Origin of the sequence: Streptomyces griseoflavus (assembly GCF_014649995.1) — a bacterium.
In the GTDB taxonomy this organism is placed as follows: Bacteria; Actinomycetota; Actinomycetes; order Streptomycetales; family Streptomycetaceae; genus Streptomyces; species Streptomyces griseoflavus.
In genome coordinates this window covers 347,244-363,841 of sequence record NZ_BMUC01000001.1, presented here as the reverse complement: position 1 = coordinate 363,841, position 16,598 = coordinate 347,244, and the positions used below count along the sequence as shown (strand labels likewise).

Genomic DNA, 16,598 nt, shown 5'->3' with positions numbered 1-16,598 from the left:
CCGTCGCCGCGTACATCCCGTACTGGGCCCGGGGCGCGGTGTGGCAGTACGAACACCCCGACGTATGGAACCGGGAGTACTACGTCAAGACGCAGAACCTCACCCCCGCCCAGGCCGAGTCGATCACCGAGCTCGCGAACAAGCCGCTGTTCTCCCCCGGTTGGGAGGAGGCGATCGCCTGGGAGCAGGAGACCGCCGATCTGCTCGCGGAGGGCGGCTACGTGAAGGAGTTCGACGTCACCACCCTCTTCGACCGGCGCTTCGAGTCCCTCGCCGCCGAGGCCGTACCCGAGGAGTACCGGACATGACCGCCGTCACCACGACCACCGGAACCGCGCCCGGGACCGCCCCGCCCCCCGCCGTCGAGGAAGGGCACCGGGTCCGCCGGCGCCGGCGCCTCTCCCCCGGCAAACGGCTGCCCGCCACCCGGCTCCTCGGCCCCGCGCTCGTCCTCGTCCTGTGGGCCGCCGCCTCCGCCGCCGGACAGCTCGACCCCGGCGCGATCCCCGCGCCCTGGACGGTGCTGGAGACCGGCACCCGGCTGTGGACCGAGGGCACCCTGCCGGGCGACATCCTCACCTCGCTGCGGCGCGCGGGCTCCGGCTTCGTGATCGGCCTGACCGCGGGCATCGTCCTCGCGCTGGCCTCCGGGCTCAGCCGGACCGGCGAGGCGCTGATCGACGGCAGCGTGCAGCTGAACCGGGCGGTGCCCACCCTCGGTCTGATCCCGCTGTTCATCCTGTGGCTCGGCATCGGCGAGACGTTCAAGATCGCGATCATCGCCATCGTCGTCTACATCCCGATCTACCTGAACACGCACGCCGCGCTGGCCGGCATCGACCACCGCTTCGTGGAACTGGCCGAGGTGCAGGGCCTGTCGCGGCCCGCCTTCATCCGGCAGGTCGTCGTCCCCGGCGCGCTGCCCGGCTTCTTCGTCGGCCTGCGGCTCGGGGTGACCGGCTCCTGGCTGGGCCTCGTGGTGCTCGAACAGATCAACGCCACCAGCGGACTCGGCTACCTGATGTTCCAGGCCCAGAACTACGGCCGGACGGACGTGATCCTCGTCGGTCTCGTCGTCTACGGCGTCTTCGGCCTGGTCTCGGACACCGCCGTCCGCCTGATCGAACGGAGGGTGCTGTCATGGCGCCGCACACTGAGCAGCTGACCCGGCCCGCCGTGCGGCTGCGCGGCCTCACCCGGTCCTTCGAGGGGCGCACCGTCCTCGACGGCATCGACCTGGACCTGCCGGCCGGGCAGTTCACCGCGCTGCTCGGGCACAGCGGCTCCGGCAAGAGCACCCTGCTGCGCGCCGTCGCGGGCATCGACCACGGGGTCGCCGGCAGCGGCACGCTCACCGCGCCCGAGCGGGTATCGGTGGTCTTCCAGGACTCCCGGCTGCTGCCCTGGCGGCGCATCCTGCCCAACGTCCTGCTGGGGCTCGGCGGCAGGGACGCCGAGGAGCGCGGCCGTGCGGCGCTCGCCGAGGTCGGTCTCGCCGGCCGGGAACGCGCCTGGCCGAACGAGCTGTCCGGCGGTGAGGCCCAGCGTGCCGCGCTCGCCCGCTCACTGGTGCGGGAGCCGGAACTGCTGCTGGCCGACGAGCCGTTCGGGGCGCTGGACGCGCTGACGCGCATCCGGATGCACGCGCTGCTGCGGCAGTTGTGGGAACGGCACCGCCCCTCGGTGCTGCTGGTGACCCACGACGTGGACGAGGCGGTGGCCCTGGCGGACCGGGTGCTGGTGCTGGAGCGGGGGCGGATCGGGCTCGACCTGGCGATCGAGCGTGAGGCGGCGGCGCACGGTGAGTACCGGACGCGGCTGCTGCGGGCGCTCGGGGTGACCGAGGCCGTGACGTGAACACCGTCCGCCCTTCGAGGGCCACCGCCCCGGCCCCGCCCCCACCGCCCCGGCCCGCGACGGGCCGGGCACGGCCACCCTCGTCCGCACACCACTGCCCGTCCACGTCCTGAAGGAGGGACCCCTCATGACCCGGAAGCTCCACCTCAACGCCTTCCTCATGAACACCGGCCACCACGAGGCCTCCTGGCGGCTCCCCGAGAGCGATCCGTACGCGCACGTCGACCTCGACCACTACGTACGCCTCGCCCGGACCGCCGAGCGGGGCACCTTCGACTCGCTGTTCCTCGCCGACGGTCCCCAGCTGTGGAACAGCGTGGCCCAGCGGCCGGCCGGGGCGCTGGAACCGCTCACCCTGCTGACCGCGCTGGCGACGGCCACCGAACACATCGGGCTGATCGCGACGGCATCGACGTCCTACAACTCCCCCTACAACCTGGCCCGCAGGTTCGCCTCGCTGGACATCATCAGCGGTGGCCGGGCCGGCTGGAACATCGTCACCACCGCCGGTGCCTCGGCGGCCCGCAACTTCGGCCTGGAAGCGGAGCCCGCGCACGCCGAACGGTACGCGCGGGCCGCCGAGTTCCTCGACGTCGCCCGTCTGCTGTGGGACAGCTGGGAGGACGACACGATCGTCGCCGACAAGGCGGCCGGGGTCTGGGGCGACGACGACCGGATCCACCCGCCCCGGCACCGGGGGACGTACTTCGGCGTGGAGGGCGCGCTCAACGTGCCCCGTACGCCGCAGGGTTACCCGCTGCTCGTGCAGGCGGGCTCCTCCGAGGACGGCAAGCGGTTCGCCGCCCGGTACGCGGAGGCGGTGTTCACCGCCCAGCAGACCCTCGCCGGGGCGCGGGACTTCTCCACCGACCTCAAGGCCCGTACGGCGGCGGAGGGCCGCGACCCGGACCACATCAAGGTGCTGCCCGGCATCGTGCCCGTCCTCGGCTCCACCGAGGCGGAGGCGCGGCGGCTGGAGCGGGAGCTGGAGGAGCACATCGTGCACGAGCACGGGGTGCGCCACCTCGAGGAGCTGCTGCGCCTGGCGCCCGGCTCGCTGGACCTGGACGCCCGACTGCCCGACGGGCTGCCGCCGGAGGAGGCCATCGAGGGCGCCAAGAGCCGCTACACGCTCGTCGTGGAGCTGGCCCGGCGCGAGCGGCTCACCGTGCGGCAGCTGATCGGGCGGCTCGGCGGCGGGCGCGGCCACCTGACCTTCGCGGGCACGCCCGAGCAGGTCGCCGACATCATCGAGCGGTGGTTCTCGCTCGGCGCCGCCGACGGCTTCAACATCATGCCGCCCGTCCTGCCGTCCGGCCTCGACGCCTTCGTCGACCACGTCGTCCCGATCCTGCGCGCCCGCGGGCTGCTCCGCACGGAGTACGGCCCCCGGCGGACCCTGCGCGAGCGCTACGGCCTCCCGCGCCCCGCCAACCAGCACACCACCACCGCCACCACCGCCGCTCTCGTCTGATCCGGCCCCTCCGGAAAGGAACCCGCACCCATGACCGACCTCAAGATCACCAAGGTGACCGCGAACATCGGCGCCCAGGTCTCCGGCGTCGACATCTCCCGGCCGCTCGACCCCGGGACCGTCACCGCGATCCGCGACGCCCTGAACGAGCACAAGGCCCTCCTCTTCGACGACGTGAACCTGGACGACGCGGGACAGCAGGCCTTCGCCCGGCACTTCGGCGACCTCACCGGCGCCCACCCCACCGTGCCCGCCGTCGACGGCGCCCCGAGCGTGCTGCCGGTCGACAGCGAGGGCGGCCGTGCCGCCAACACCTGGCACACGGACGTCACCTTCGTCCTCAACCCGCCGCAGGCCAGCACCCTGCGCAGCATCACGATCCCGCCCTACGGCGGCGAGACGCTGATCGCGAACGCGGCCGCCGCCTACCGCGACCTGCCCGAGCCGCTGCGCGGGCTCGCCGACACCCTGTGGGCCGAGCACACCAACGACTACGACTACGCCGTACCGGAGGAGGCCGTGGACGAGGCGGAGGCGGCCCGGCGCGCCCAGTTCACGTCCCTCACCTACCGCACCGCCCACCCGGTGGTGCGCGTCCACCCCCTCACGGGGGAGCGCGGGCTGTTCATCGGCGGGTTCGCGCAGCGCGTCGTCGGCCTGTCGCGGGGCGAGTCCCGCAAGGTGCTCGACCTGCTCCAGGCGTACGTCACCCGGCCGGAGAACGTGGTGCGCTGGCGCTGGTCGCCGAACCAGCTCGTGCTGTTCGACAACCGCATCACGCAGCACTACGCCATCGACAACTACGACGGCCTGCCGCGCCGGCTGCACCGGGTGACGGTCGCCGGTGACGTCCCCGTCGGCATCGAGGGCGAGCGGTCCTACGCGATCGAGGGGGACGCCTCGCACTACACGACGGTCGCGGCGTGACCGTGCGGGTGGCCGGGGCCCGTGGCCGGGGCTCGTGACCGGGACCCCCAGGTGACCGGAGCATCACCCTCCGGATGAGCGCCGTCCACATGCTGGGCGGCCTCCCCGTGATCGCGGGGAGGCCGCCCAGACTGGGCGGCGTTTTGTCATCTCCCGCATTGGACGAGCCGCGCCCATGCCCCGCACCACCGTCGAGACGCCCCCGGAACCGGACGGCGCCTCCCTCTCGCACGGCCTGAAGCAGCGCCACCTGTCGATGATCGCCCTCGGCGGGGTGATCGGCGCCGGCCTGTTCGTCGGCTCCGGCGCGGGTATCGCCGCCGCCGGGCCCTCCATCGTCCTCGCCTACACCCTCTCCGGCCTCCTGGTGATGCTGGTGATGCGGATGCTGGGCGAGATGTCCGCCGCCTATCCGTCCTCGGGTTCGTTCTCCGCGCACGCCGAGCGGGCCTTCGGCCCGTGGGCGGGGTTCACCGCCGGCTGGGCCTTCTGGATACTGCTGTGCACGGCGGTGGGGCTGGAGGGCATCGGCGCCGCGAAGATCGTCACCGGCTGGCTGCCGGGCACGCCCGAGTGGGCGTGGGTGGCGCTGTTCATGGTGGTCTTCTGCGGCACGAACCTCGCCGCGGTGAAGAACTTCGGCGAGTTCGAGTTCTGGTTCGCCGCCCTGAAGGTCGGTGCGATCGCCCTGTTCCTGGGCCTCGGCGTGCTGGCCGTCGCCGGTGTGCTGCCGGGCACCGACTCGCCGGGCGCCTCGAACCTCACCGACTTCCTCCCCCACGGCGGCGAGGGCCTGGTGATCGGCCTGCTCGCCTCCCTCTTCGCCTACGGCGGCCTGGAGACGGTGACCATCGCGGCGGCCGAGTCGGAGAACCCGGTCAAGGGCGTGGCGAGCGCGGTCCGCACGGCGATGTGGCGGATCGCGCTGTTCTACATCGGCTCGATGGCGGTCGTCGTCACCCTGGTCCCGTGGGACGACCCCGCCGTCGTCGAGGACGGCCCGTACGTCGCCGCCCTGGACCGTCTGGGCATCCCGGGCGCCGGCCAGCTGATGAACGTGGTGGTGCTGGTGGCGCTGCTGTCCGCGATGAACGCCAACATCTACGGCGCCTCGCGCATCGGCTACTCGCTGGTGGAGCGCGGGCACGGCCCCAGGGCCCTGAGCCGGGTGTCGGGCGGGGTGCCGCGGACCGCCGTGCTGGCCTCCTCCGTGTTCGGCTTCCTGTGCGTGCTGCTGAGCTACTGGCGGCCCGACGACGTGTTCACCTGGCTGCTGAACATGATCGGCGCGGTGATCCTGGTCGTCTGGATCTTCATCGCCGTCTCCCAGCTGCGGCTGCGCCGCCGGCTCGAGCGCGAGGCACCGGGGAGGCTCGCGGTGCGGATGTGGGCCTTCCCGTGGCTGACGTGGGTGGCGCTGGCCGGCATGGCGGCGGTCTTCGTGCTCATGGCACGGGAGCCGGACACCCGGGTGCAGCTCTACTCGACCGGCGGGATGACACTGGCGCTGGCGGCGGTGGGGTACGCCTGGCAGCGGACACGGGCACGGACGCGGGACCGGGGCTGACCCGTCCGCCCACCCTTCCCGACGGCCCTCGCGTGCGGACGCGGGGGCCGTTTCGTGTGCCCGGAGGACCTTCCGCGGCGGCTTCCGCTGCTAGCGTGTAGTTGCAAGTGATACGCAATAAGCGTCCTGCCCCGTGGTCGCCTTCTCACCGTTCACCCGGCAGGCGGAATGAGGGAAGCCCCCGCGAGGACATGACTCGCGGGGGCTTCCGGTATGCGGCGATCCGGGTCATCGTTGGGCAATGGCGACACCCAGGACACGGACCCTGAGCTGCCCCACGTGCAAGGGGCGGCATCCGCACCGGCAGCTCACCGGGGCGGAGCAGGCCAGGGCCAAGGAGCAGCTGGGCCTGCGGGCCGTGCACGAGTTCTGGATGTGCGTGAACGTGCTGGACGCGGACGCCGGAACACTGTGCCGGAACCTGCGCAGACCCTTCCAGCAGCGCCCCTTCCCCGAACCGGTCAAACTGCTGCCGGAGTGAGCCTCACAGGTTGCTGAAGTCGGGACCCTTCGTGCGGCTGCGCTTGATCTCGTAGAAACCGGGGACGGAGGCGACCGCGAGGGTGCCGTCCCACAGGCGGCCTGCCTCCTCGCCCTGGGGGGCGGGGGTGACGACGGGGCCGAAGAAGGCGATCTGCTCGCCGTCGGCGCCGGGGACCGCGATCACGGGCGTGCCGACGTCCTGGCCGACCTTGTCGATGCCCTCCTGGTGGGAGGCTCGCAGCTGCGGCTCGTACGGGGTGGAGTCCCAGTGGTCCATGAGGGAGTCGGGCAGGCCGACGTCCTTCAGGGCGGCGGCGACCGTCTCCCTGCCCGGGCCCTCGTCCTTGTTGTGGATGCGGGTGCCGAGCGCGGTGTAGAGGTCGCCGAGCACCTGTGCGCCGTGCTCCTCCTGCGCCGCGATGACGACCCGCACGGGACCCCAGGCCTTGGTCTCCAGCAGTTCGCGGTACTCGTCGGGGAGCTCGTCGAGCCGGTCCTCGTTGAGGACCGCGAGGCTCATCAGGTGCCAGCGGACCTCGATGTCCCGCACCTTCTCCACCTCCCGCACCCAGCGCGAGGTCATCCAGGCCCAGGGGCACAGCGGGTCGAACCAGAAGTCGACGGGCGTGGCGGGAGACTTGTCCGACATGTCACTCCTCGGGAAGGCGGCATCTCCCGATGACAACGCCGGGGCCCGTCCCGGCCATTCCCGGCTGCCCCGCGTCAGGGGCGCATGGCAGGATCGGTGCTGTACATCCCTGTCGACGACGCATGAGGAGTCCGCCCGTGCCCGGTGAGAACCTGACCCGCGACGAGGCCCGGGAGCGGGCAGCACTGCTGTCCGTCGACGGGTACGAGGTGTCCCTCGACCTGCGGTCGGCGGTCGGCGACAGCGGTGGCGAGGGCCCGCGCACCTTCCGCTCCGTGACCACCGTGCGGTTCCGCTGCGCCGAGCCGGGCGCGAGCAGCTTCGCGGACCTGATCGCGCCGGCCGTGACGGCCGTGTCACTGAACGGGCGGGACCTCGACCCCGGCCAGGTCTTCGACGGCTCGCGCCTGCTGCTGGAGGACCTCGCCGCCGAGAACGAGCTGGTCGTCGACGCGCGGTGCGCCTACTCCCGCACCGGCGAGGGCCTGCACCGCTTCGTCGACCCCGAGGACGGCGAGGTGTACCTGTACACCCAGTACGAGCCCGCCGACGCCCGCCGGGTCTTCGCCAACTTCGAGCAGCCCGACCTCAAGGCCCCGTACCGCTTCGAGGTGCGGGCGCCCGAGGGCTGGACGGTGTGGAGCAACGGCGCCGGTGAACTCACCGACGGGGTGTGGCGGTTCGCGGAGACGAAGCCGATCTCCACGTACATCACCTGCGTGGTGGCGGGCCCGTACCACTACGTGACCGACACCTACGAGCGGGTCTTCGAGGACGGCACGCGCCTGGAGGTCCCGCTCGGCGCGATGTGCCGCAAGGGGCTCGCCCCGCACTTCGACGCCGACGACGTGTTCCTGGTGACCAAGCAGGGCCTGGACTTCTTCCACGACCACTTCGACTACCCGTACCCGTTCGGGAAGTACGACCAGGCGTTCGTGCCGGAGTACAACCTGGGCGCGATGGAGAACCCGGGGATGGTGACCTTCCGCGAGGAGTTCATCTTCCGGGGCAAGGTGACGCGGGCGTCGTACGAGGGCCGGGCCAACGTCGTCCTGCACGAGATGGCGCACATGTGGTTCGGCGACCTGGTCACCATGGAGTGGTGGGACGACCTGTGGCTGAAGGAGTCCTTCGCCGACTTCATGGGCGCCTTCTCACTGGTCGGCGCGACCCGCTTCACCGACGGCTGGATCACCTTCGCCAACCGCCGCAAGGCGTGGGCGTACCGCGCCGACCAGCTGCCCTCGACGCACCCGATCACCGCGGACATCCGCGACCTGCAGGACGCCAAGCTCAACTTCGACGGCATCACCTACGCCAAGGGCGCCTCGGTGCTCAAGCAGCTGGTGGCGTACGTCGGCCAGGACGCCTTCCTGGAGGGCGCCCGCCGCTACTTCAAGCGGCACGCGTACGGCAACACGCGCCTGGGTGACCTGCTGTCGGTACTGGAGGAGACCAGCGGGCGGGACATGGGCGCGTGGGCCCGCTCCTGGCTGCAGACGGCCGGCGTCAACTCCCTCACGCCCCAGGTGCTGTTGAGCGCGGACGGGCGGATCGACGAGCTGGCCGTCGTGCAGGAGGCCGCCGAGTCGCACCCCGAGCTGCGCCCGCACCGGGTCGCGGTGGGCCTCTACCGGCGCACGGAGGCGGGCACGCTGGAGCGGTACGCGCGGGCCGAGACGGACGTCGACGGGGCGCGAACGGTCGTGGCGGAGCTGGCGGGCGCGGACGCGCCGGAGCTGGTGCTGGTCAACGACGACGACCTGACGTACTGCAAGACCCGCTTCGACGAGACGTCGCTGGCGACGCTGCGGGAGCACCTGGGTGAGCTGACCGACCCGCTGGCCCGCGCGCTGTGCTGGTCGGCGCTGTGGAACATGACGCGGGACGCGCTGCTGCCCGCCCGGGAGTTCACCGAGCTGGTGCTGCGGTTCGCGGGCCGCGAGACGGACATCGGCGTGCTGCAGATGCTGCACGCGTGGGCGGAGTCGGCGGCCGTGCACTACACCGCGCCCGAGCGGCGGGAGCGGGCCGGGCGGCGGCTCGCCGAGGGCGCCTCGGCCGGGCTGCGGGCCGCCGAGGCGGGCAGCGAGCACCAGCTGGCGTGGGCGAGGTTCTTCGCCCGGACGGCGGACGCGCCGGCCGACTTCGAGCTGCTGGCCTCGCTGCTGGACGGCACGGTGACCCTGCCGGGGCTCGAGGTGGACCAGGAGCTGCGCTGGGCGTTCCTGGAGCCGCTGGCCGCCCGCGGGGTGGCGGACGAGAAGCGGCTGGACGAGGAGCTGGCCCGCGACGACACCGCCTCCGGCAAGCGGCACCACGTGCGCTGCCTGGCCGCCCGCCCGTCGGCGGCGGTCAAGGCGCAGTGCTGGGCGCGGGTGGTGGAGTCGGACGCGCTGTCCAACGCGCTGGTGGAGGCGACGATCTCGGGCTTCGCCCAGCCGTCCCAGCGGGAGCTGCTCGCGCCGTACGCGGAGAAGTACTTCGCGGCGATCGAGCGGGTGTGGAGCGAGCGGTCCATCCAGATCGGCATGGACGTGGTCCGGGGCCTGTTCCCCTCCCTGGAGGACTCGCAGGCGACGCTGGACGCGACGGACGCCTGGCTCGCCTCCCACGAGGACACGGCCCCGGCCCTGCGCCGCCTGGTCCTGGAAGCCCGCGACGACCTGGCCCGCGCCCTGCGCGGCCAGGCCTGCGACACCGCGGCCGGCTGACGCCGGCCACCACCGCGGGACCCGGTGGCACGGCGGGGCCCGGCGGCCGCCCGGCGGGGCCCGGCGGCGCCTTCCGTCGCCGGGCCCGTACTGGTGTCAGCGGTCGTTACCGAACGCGGGCAATCAAGCCGTAACCCCTGGTCCTCACCCGAACGGACCAGGGGTTTCGGCATCCGAACACGCGTCCTTCAGTCCGGGCTTGTCCTTGTTCGTCGACGGACGTGTAACAGGGGTTCGGAGGCGGGCCGGAGGCGGGAAATTGCCGGTCATGAACCACAACACGCCGCTCTCCCCCCGCCCCCTGCACCACCTCACCACCGGACGCCGCGTGCTGACCCACACGCAGCTGCGCGCCCACGGCGTCTCGGCCTCGGCGGCCGGGGAGCAGTGCCGGCCCGGCGGGCCCTGGCAGCAGCTCCTGCCGGGCGTCGTCCTGCTCCACCCAGGCCCGCCGACCAGCGAGGAGCGGCTGCACGCGGTGCTGCTGTACGCGGCCCGGGAGCGGACCGTGAGCGTCCCCGTCCAGCCCGGCACGGACGAGCCGCCCGCGTCCCCCTACGGCGAGGCGATGATCACCGGGCCGGCGGCGCTGACCCTGCACGGCTTCGCCTCCGCTCCCCCGCTGCCGTCCCTGGAGGTCATCGACGTCCTGGTCCCGCGACCGCGCCGGCTGCGCTCGACGGGCTGCGCCCGGATCATCCGCACGCCGGCCCTGCCCGTCCCGGAACAGGTCACCGGCCTGCCGGTGGCACCCGTGCCGCGTGCGCTGGCCGACGCGGTGGCGGGCATCGAGGACGCCGCCGTGGTGCGCCGGCTGCTGACGGAGGCGGTGCGCGGGGGCCACTGCGAACCGGCGGCGGTGGTACGGGAGCTGACGGGCGCGAAGCTGCTGAACCGGCCGCACGTGGTGGACGCGGTGGACTCGCTGCTGGCCGAGGGCCGGGCACTGGCGGAGGCGCGGCTGTACCGGATGGTGCGCGACCACGGACTGCCGGACCCGTGCTGGAACGTCGATCTGCATCTGCCGGGCGGCCCCCGTCTCGGCGGGCTGGACGCGTACTGGCCGGAGCAGGCGGTGGCGGTGGAGCTGGACACCCGTGCGCCCCGTCCGGGCCCGCGCCCTCAGGACGACGTGGAGTGGACGGAGTACGCCCGCAGGCGCGAGCTCCTGGAGCGCCTCGGCATCACGGTCGTCCACATCACCCCGCGAGGGCTGCGGGACTCGGCGGAGCAGCAGGCGGCCGTGGTCCGCACGGCCCTCACCACCGCGGCCGACCGTGACCCGGCGGCGTACGTCGTCGTCTCACCCCGCTAGGCCGTGGCCGGACAGGCCCGCACCGGCCGCTACGGCGCCACCCGGCCCGTCGGCGGGCGTTCGCGCCACAGGCGCAGGGCGATGTCGACGAGGCGGACCCGAACCAGGCCGGGGACGGCGTCGAGGGGCTGCCAGGCGGCGTGGTCCGTGGTTCCGCCGACCTCGTCGCGGAGCTCGCCGCCGGTGACGCGGGCCTCGTAGAGCAGGCGTATCCCGTGGTGGTCGACGGCACGGCCGAGGCGGGCGGGGAAGGTGCGGCGGGTGGAGTGCACGCCGAGCAGGCGGGTGACCTCCACCAGGTGGCCGGTCTCCTCCTCCACCTCCCGCCGCACGGTGTCGCAGGGGTCCTCGCCGTGTTCCGTGCCCCCGCCCGGCAGCACCCACTCGGGGACACCGCCGGGGCCCGGGGAACGGGCGAGCAGGAGCTGTCCGTCGCGCACCACCACGGCGTAGGCCGCCACCCGCACCCTTCGTCGCATGGGATGACGGTAACCCGCACACCGGACGGCGACTTGTCGGCTTCGCCGCTCATCTCCTCATAAGCACACCGGGGGTTTTCCCCACACCTCCATTTCCCTTTCCGACAACTCTCGCCAAACATCCGTCCCTTGCGTAAGGCTCAACGATCGTTCCGGGATCGCCTTCCGGACCGTCGCGGCCAGGGTCGATCGGCTCCGGTCGCTGCCGATCGTTCCTTTACTTACAAGGGATGCCGATGACCAACTCCCCCCAGCGCGATTCCATATCGGGCACCAGACGCGTGGCCCGCATCGCCGTGGCCGCCGGTCTCGTCGCCGCGCTCTCCGCGGCCGGGCCCGTCCCGCTGGCCTTCGCCGCCGACACCCCGCCCGCCGCGCCGGCCGACGCCGACGTCAAGTCCGCGCACGACAAGCTCGGTTCGGACGACGCGGACCTGCTCGCGGAGGCCAAGGCCGACGGCGCCAAGCACGTCACGATGATGATCGCCACCGCTCCCGGCAGGACCGAGCAGGTCGCCGAGCAGCTGAACGCGGTCAAGGGCGGCTCGGTCGGCCGGACCGACGACAAGCTCGGCTACGTCCGCGCCACCGTCCCCACCGCCCAGGCCGACGCGGCGATCGCCGCCGCCACCAAGCTGGCCTCCGTGCACGGCGTGGACCTGCGCGACGAGATCCCGCTGGACGACCCGACGCCGGCCGCGGACACCACGAAGAGCGCCAAGGGCAAGGGCAAGGGCGGCCAGAAGACCTACCCCGGCCCCGACAAGCGGACGCCCGCGAAGAACCCGTACAACCCGTCCTTCGAGACCGGCGCCGTCGACTTCGTCGAGGACAACCCGAAGGCGGACGGCCGCGGCGTCACCATCGGCATCCTCGACTCCGGTGTGGACCTCGGCCACCCCGCGCTGCAGAAGACCACCACCGGCGAGCGCAAGATCGTCGACTGGGTGACGGCGACCGACCCGATCGTCGACAACGACCGGACCTGGCGCCCGATGGTGTCCTCGGTCTCCGGCCCCACCTTCACCTACGGCGGCGCGACCTGGACGGCCCCGGCGGGCACGTACCAGATCAGCACGTTCCTGGAGTCGTACACCACCGGCGGCGACGCGAACGGCGACGCCAACCGCGACGGCGACACCACCGACTCCTGGGGCATGCTCTACGACGCGCAGGCCGGCACGGTCCGCGTCGACCTGAACAACAACCGGGACTTCTCCGACGACACCCCGATGAAGCCGTACAAGGACGGTTTCCAGATCGGGTACTTCGGCACCGACGACCCCAAGACCGATGTCGTGGAGCGTCAGCCGTTCGTCGTGGAGATCCGCAAGGACGTCCCGATGGACCCCTACGGCGGCGACTGGACCGGCAAGAAGGCCGACTTCGTCAACATCGGTGTCATCGAGGGTTCGCACGGCTCGCACGTCGCCGGCATCACGGCCGCCAACGGCCTGTTCGGCGGCCGGATGGACGGCGCCGCCCCCGGCGCGAAGCTGGTCTCCTCGCGCGCCTGCACCTGGTCCGGCGGCTGCACCAACGTGGCGCTCACCGAGGGCATGATCGACCTCGTCACCAAGCGCGGTGTCGACATCGTCAACATGTCCATCGGCGGTCTGCCGGCGCTCAACGACGGCAACAACGCCCGCGTGGAGCTCTACAACCGGCTGATCGACACCTACGGCGTCCAGCTGGTGATCTCCGCGGGCAACTCCGGCCCCGGCGCCAACACCATCGGCGACCCCGCCCTGGCGGACAAGGTCATCTCCGTCGGCGCGACCGTCTCCAAGGAGACCTGGGCCGCCAACTACGGCTCCGAGGTCCGCACCAAGTACGACATGATGCCCTTCTCCTCGCGCGGTCCGCGTGAGGACGGCGGCTTCACGCCGACCCTGGTCGCCCCCGGCGCCGCGATCAACACCATCCAGACGTGGTCCCCGGGCGCCCCGGTCGCCGAGGCGGGCTACGGCCTCCCGGCCGGCTACGGCATGCTCCAGGGCACCTCGATGGCCTCCCCGCAGGCCACCGGCGCCGCCGCGCTGCTGCTGTCCGCCGCGAAGCAGAAGCGCATCGACCTCACCCCGGCGAAGCTGCGCACCGCCCTCACCTCCACCGCCGAGCACATCAAGGGTGTGCAGGCCTACGAGGAGGGCGCCGGCCTCATCGACATCGAGGACGCCTGGGACGCCATCCGCGACGGTGCCACCGCGCACCAGTACACGGTGAAGGCGCCGGTCGACACCGCGATCGACCAGTTCCTGAAGACCCCGGGCTTCGGCACGGGCCTGTACGACCGTGAGGGCGGCCTGAAGGCCGGCCAGAAGAAGACGTACGACATCACGATCACCCGTACGTCCGGTCCCGACCGCGCGCTCCGCCACGAGCTGGACATCGAGAACAACGCGGACCGCACCTTCCGCATCGTCGGCGACGACGACATCGTGCTGCCGCTGAACAAGCCGGTCACCGTCAAGGTCCAGGCCGCGCCCGGTTCGGCCGGCATCAAGAGCGCCATCCTCGAGGTGGACGACCCGCGCACCGAGGGTGTCGACCGCCAGATCCTCAGCACCGTGGTCGTCTCGGCCCCGCTGAAGCACACGTTCTCCGCGTCGGGCACGGCCCAGCGCAACAGCAGCACCTCCTACTTCGTCACCGTCCCCGAGGGTGCGAAGACGCTGGAGATCGCGATGAGCGGGCTGAAGGCCACCAGCCAGACCCGGTTCATCGCCATCCACCCCTACGGTGTCCCGGCCGACCCGACCTCGACGGTCAACTGCTACCCGAACTACAGCAACCCGGCCAACACCTGCCGCCCCGACGTGCGTTCCTACGCGAACCCGCAGCCGGGCGTCTGGGAGATCGAGGTCGAGTCGCGCCGCACGTCGCCGCTGCTCGACAACCCCTACAAGCTGGACGTCGCCGTGCTCGGCGCGGCCTTCGCCCCGGAGACCGTGACGGTGCCCGAGGCGAAGATCGGCACGCCGGCCACCGCCTCCTGGACGGTGACGAACGTGGCCGCCGGCATCGACGGCAAGCTGGTGGGCGGGCCGCTCGGCTCGTCCAGGACGGAGCGTCCCGCCATCAGGACCGGTGAGACGCACACGACGACCGTCGAGGTGCCCGCGGGCGCCGCGTCGCTCGACGTGTCCATCGGCAACGTCTCCGACACCGCCGCCGACCTGGACCTGGCCGTGTACGACCAGGCCGGCAACCGCGTCGCCCAGTCCGCCGACGGCGACTCGGAGGAGTCGGTCTCCGTCGCCTCCCCGGCGGCCGGTACGTACACCATCGAGGTGGACGGCTACTCGGTCCCGGCCGGTTCGACGGACTACGACTACCTGGACGTGTTCTTCTCCTCCACGCTCGGCACGGTCGGCGTCGACGGCTCCGCGCCGGTGAAGCTCGGCACGGGCGACACGGCCACCGTCTCCGGCGAGGTCACCGTCGCCGCGGCGGCTCCCGAGGGACGCGCGTTCTTCGGACGCGTGCAGCTGGTGAACGAGCGCGGCACGGTCGCCGGCCTCGGCAACGTGGCGATCGGCAAGGTCGTCCCGTAAGCGGCTGACGTACCAAGGGGGCGGGCGTCCGTACGGGCGCCCGCCCCTTCGTCGTGCCCAGCCGCGGTTCGTCGTGCTCAGTCGCAGGTCAGGGTGCGCGACTCGGGGAGCGAGGCGATGATCCGGGCCCGCTCGGGGGCGATGTCCGGCTCGCCGGCGATCACCGTGTCCGGGTGGTCGCCGCCGGGCGGCATGCCGACCAGTACCCGGTCGCCCGGGCGCAGCGGGGGCTCCCCGGCTGTGTCCCGGAGGAACGTGACCTCGCCCTCGCCCTTGTAGTACCGGCTCGTCCCCAGCGTGACGCGCTCCACGCCCGCGCTCCCCGGCACCGGCTCCACCGCCGTCACCGGGCCCTCGGCGACCAGCCGGGCGCAGGCCAGGTAGCGAGGGCTGCCGAAGGCGGATCCGTCCGCCGCCTCCTTGGAGTCCGCGGCCACCCCCCGTGCCGCCGAGTCGGCCGCTCCCCCGTCCCGCGTCACGAGCCAGCCCGTGCCGAGCACCAGGCAGGCGGCGGCAGCGGCGACCAGCCCGCCGAGGACGACCTTCGCCGTCCGGCGGCGGGGGCGGCGGGTGGCGCGGGAGCCGCCCGCGCTCCCCGGGCACGGGGCCGTACCGTCCGGGGAGCCCGGCGGGTGCCCCGGCCCGTCCCCGGAGCGGGACGGCAGCGCCGTCAGCGGGGCGGGAACACCGTCCCCCGGGCCGGCGAGGGCGTCCCCGATCACCGTCAGCTGCTCACGCAGCACCGCCAGGTCGGCGAGGGCGGCGTCCCGCGCGGCCAGGAACGCCGGGTCCCGCCGGGCCGGCTCCGGGGGGAGCTCGTCGAAGAGGGCGGCCGCCAGGGCGTCCACGCCCTCGTACTCGGGTCCCTGCCCTTCACCGGAAGGGTCCCGGGTGTCGTCGTGGGCGGTCATGTCACACCACCTCGTCCTCGTGCAGGCGGGCGCGCAGGGCCCGTACGGCCGTGTGCAGCCTGCTCTTGACCGTGCCCTCCGGGACGCCGAGCTGCTCGGCGATCGAGCGCACCGGCAGATCGGCGTAGAAGCGCAGCACGACGACCTGGCGCTGCGCGTCGGGCAGCCGGTCCAGCCCCCGGGCGACGGCGAGGGAGAGCACGCTGCTCTCCTCACCGGAGGGCTCCTCGGCCGGCCGCAGTGCGGCCAGCCGCTCCCCGAGCCGCTCCTGGCGGCGCTTGGCCCGGTGCCAGTCCATGGCGAGGTTCGAGGCGACGACCGCCGCCCACGCCGAGACGTCGCGCGGCGCCTCCCGCCCGTCGGCGGCCCTCTCCAGCAGCCGCAGGCGGACCTGCTGCACCCCGTCCGGCAGGTCCGCCTGCGGCACCCCGCCCAGGGCGAGCACCGCCCGCACCCGGCGTTCCTGCGCCGCGTCCAGCGGGTCGTCGTCGCCGGCGACGTACGCCCCCCGGCCGCGCCGGATCCTTCCGCGCAGCACTGGCCACCCCCCTCACGCTGTTTCTCCTACGACGCCACTCGGGCCGGGAACGTTCGCACCGGCCTCCGGGAGCGGCAGAGGCGTACATCACATCTCCGTGTGGGCGAGGGCGGACCGGGCAGGGAAC

At 72.9% G+C, this 16,598-nt stretch carries 13 protein-coding genes and 1 pseudogene; 10 read left to right on the top strand and 4 right to left on the bottom strand.

Translation table 11 applies throughout. The features are described from left to right. From IE172_RS34285 to IE172_RS01560, 7 genes and pseudogenes are all read left to right on the top strand, one after another. Positions 1 to 308, top strand: a pseudogene (locus IE172_RS34285) (ABC transporter substrate-binding protein); the annotation flags it as partial. After that, positions 305 to 1,165 (top strand): ABC transporter permease, encoded by an 861-nt coding sequence (locus tag IE172_RS01585; RefSeq protein ID WP_190095213.1) that lies wholly within the window; start codon positions 305 to 307, stop codon positions 1,163 to 1,165. The pseudogene IE172_RS34285 and the gene IE172_RS01585, both read left to right, overlap by 4 nt. After that, entirely contained in the window at positions 1,141 to 1,857 is a 717-nt protein-coding gene (locus tag IE172_RS01580) for an ABC transporter ATP-binding protein (RefSeq protein ID WP_190095212.1), read from the top strand. The genes IE172_RS01585 and IE172_RS01580 overlap by 25 nt, the downstream gene beginning before the upstream one ends. A 127-nt stretch (positions 1,858 to 1,984) precedes the next feature. After that, on the top strand, positions 1,985 to 3,331 hold the full coding sequence (locus IE172_RS01575) for an LLM class flavin-dependent oxidoreductase (protein WP_190095211.1): 1,347 nt from the start codon (positions 1,985 to 1,987) through the stop codon (positions 3,329 to 3,331). Positions 3,332 to 3,361: 30 nt separating this feature from the next. Then, positions 3,362 to 4,258: a TauD/TfdA dioxygenase family protein gene (locus IE172_RS01570; protein ID WP_190095210.1), complete on the top strand. Its 897-nt coding sequence runs from the start codon at positions 3,362 to 3,364 to the stop codon at positions 4,256 to 4,258. Between the two features lie 175 nt (positions 4,259 to 4,433). Beyond that, positions 4,434 to 5,825, top strand: coding sequence for an amino acid permease (locus IE172_RS01565; RefSeq protein ID WP_190095209.1), 1,392 nt, complete (start codon positions 4,434 to 4,436; stop codon positions 5,823 to 5,825). Between the two features lie 241 nt (positions 5,826 to 6,066). Next, positions 6,067 to 6,306, top strand: a complete 240-nt coding sequence (locus IE172_RS01560; protein ID WP_190095208.1) for a hypothetical protein — start codon at positions 6,067 to 6,069, stop codon at positions 6,304 to 6,306. A 3-nt stretch (positions 6,307 to 6,309) separates the two neighbouring features. Here the strand turns inward: IE172_RS01560 and IE172_RS01555 are convergent, their stop codons facing one another. Then, positions 6,310 to 6,957, bottom strand: a complete 648-nt coding sequence (locus tag IE172_RS01555) for a mycothiol-dependent nitroreductase Rv2466c family protein (RefSeq protein WP_190095207.1) — start codon at positions 6,955 to 6,957, stop codon at positions 6,310 to 6,312. Between the two features lie 137 nt (positions 6,958 to 7,094). On the opposite strand from IE172_RS01555, the gene pepN reads away from it, so the two are divergent. Both pepN and IE172_RS01545 read left to right on the top strand, forming a co-directional pair. Then, positions 7,095 to 9,671 (top strand): aminopeptidase N, encoded by a 2,577-nt coding sequence (pepN, locus tag IE172_RS01550; protein ID WP_190095206.1) that lies wholly within the window; start codon positions 7,095 to 7,097, stop codon positions 9,669 to 9,671. A gap of 268 nt (positions 9,672 to 9,939) precedes the next feature. Next, positions 9,940 to 10,986, top strand: a complete 1,047-nt coding sequence (locus IE172_RS01545) for a putative endonuclease domain-containing protein (RefSeq protein WP_190095205.1) — start codon at positions 9,940 to 9,942, stop codon at positions 10,984 to 10,986. A gap of 29 nt (positions 10,987 to 11,015) precedes the next feature. On the opposite strand, the gene IE172_RS01540 is transcribed toward IE172_RS01545, so the two are convergent. Further along, complete coding sequence (locus IE172_RS01540) at positions 11,016 to 11,465, bottom strand: NUDIX hydrolase (protein WP_190095204.1); 450 nt, start codon at positions 11,463 to 11,465, stop codon at positions 11,016 to 11,018. 236 nt (positions 11,466 to 11,701) lie between these two features. On the opposite strand from IE172_RS01540, the gene IE172_RS01535 reads away from it, so the two are divergent. Continuing rightward, positions 11,702 to 15,022, top strand: coding sequence for a S8 family serine peptidase (locus tag IE172_RS01535; protein ID WP_190095203.1), 3,321 nt, complete (start codon positions 11,702 to 11,704; stop codon positions 15,020 to 15,022). Between the two features lie 77 nt (positions 15,023 to 15,099). Here IE172_RS01535 and IE172_RS01530 read toward each other — a convergent pair whose 3' ends face one another. After that, positions 15,100 to 15,933, bottom strand: a complete 834-nt coding sequence (locus IE172_RS01530; RefSeq protein ID WP_190095202.1) for a hypothetical protein — start codon at positions 15,931 to 15,933, stop codon at positions 15,100 to 15,102. Position 15,934: 1 nt separating this feature from the next. Beyond that, a complete protein-coding gene (locus IE172_RS01525) occupies positions 15,935 to 16,471 on the bottom strand; it encodes an RNA polymerase sigma factor (RefSeq protein WP_190095201.1) in 537 nt (178 codons plus the stop codon). Positions 16,472 to 16,598 lie beyond the last annotated feature (127 nt).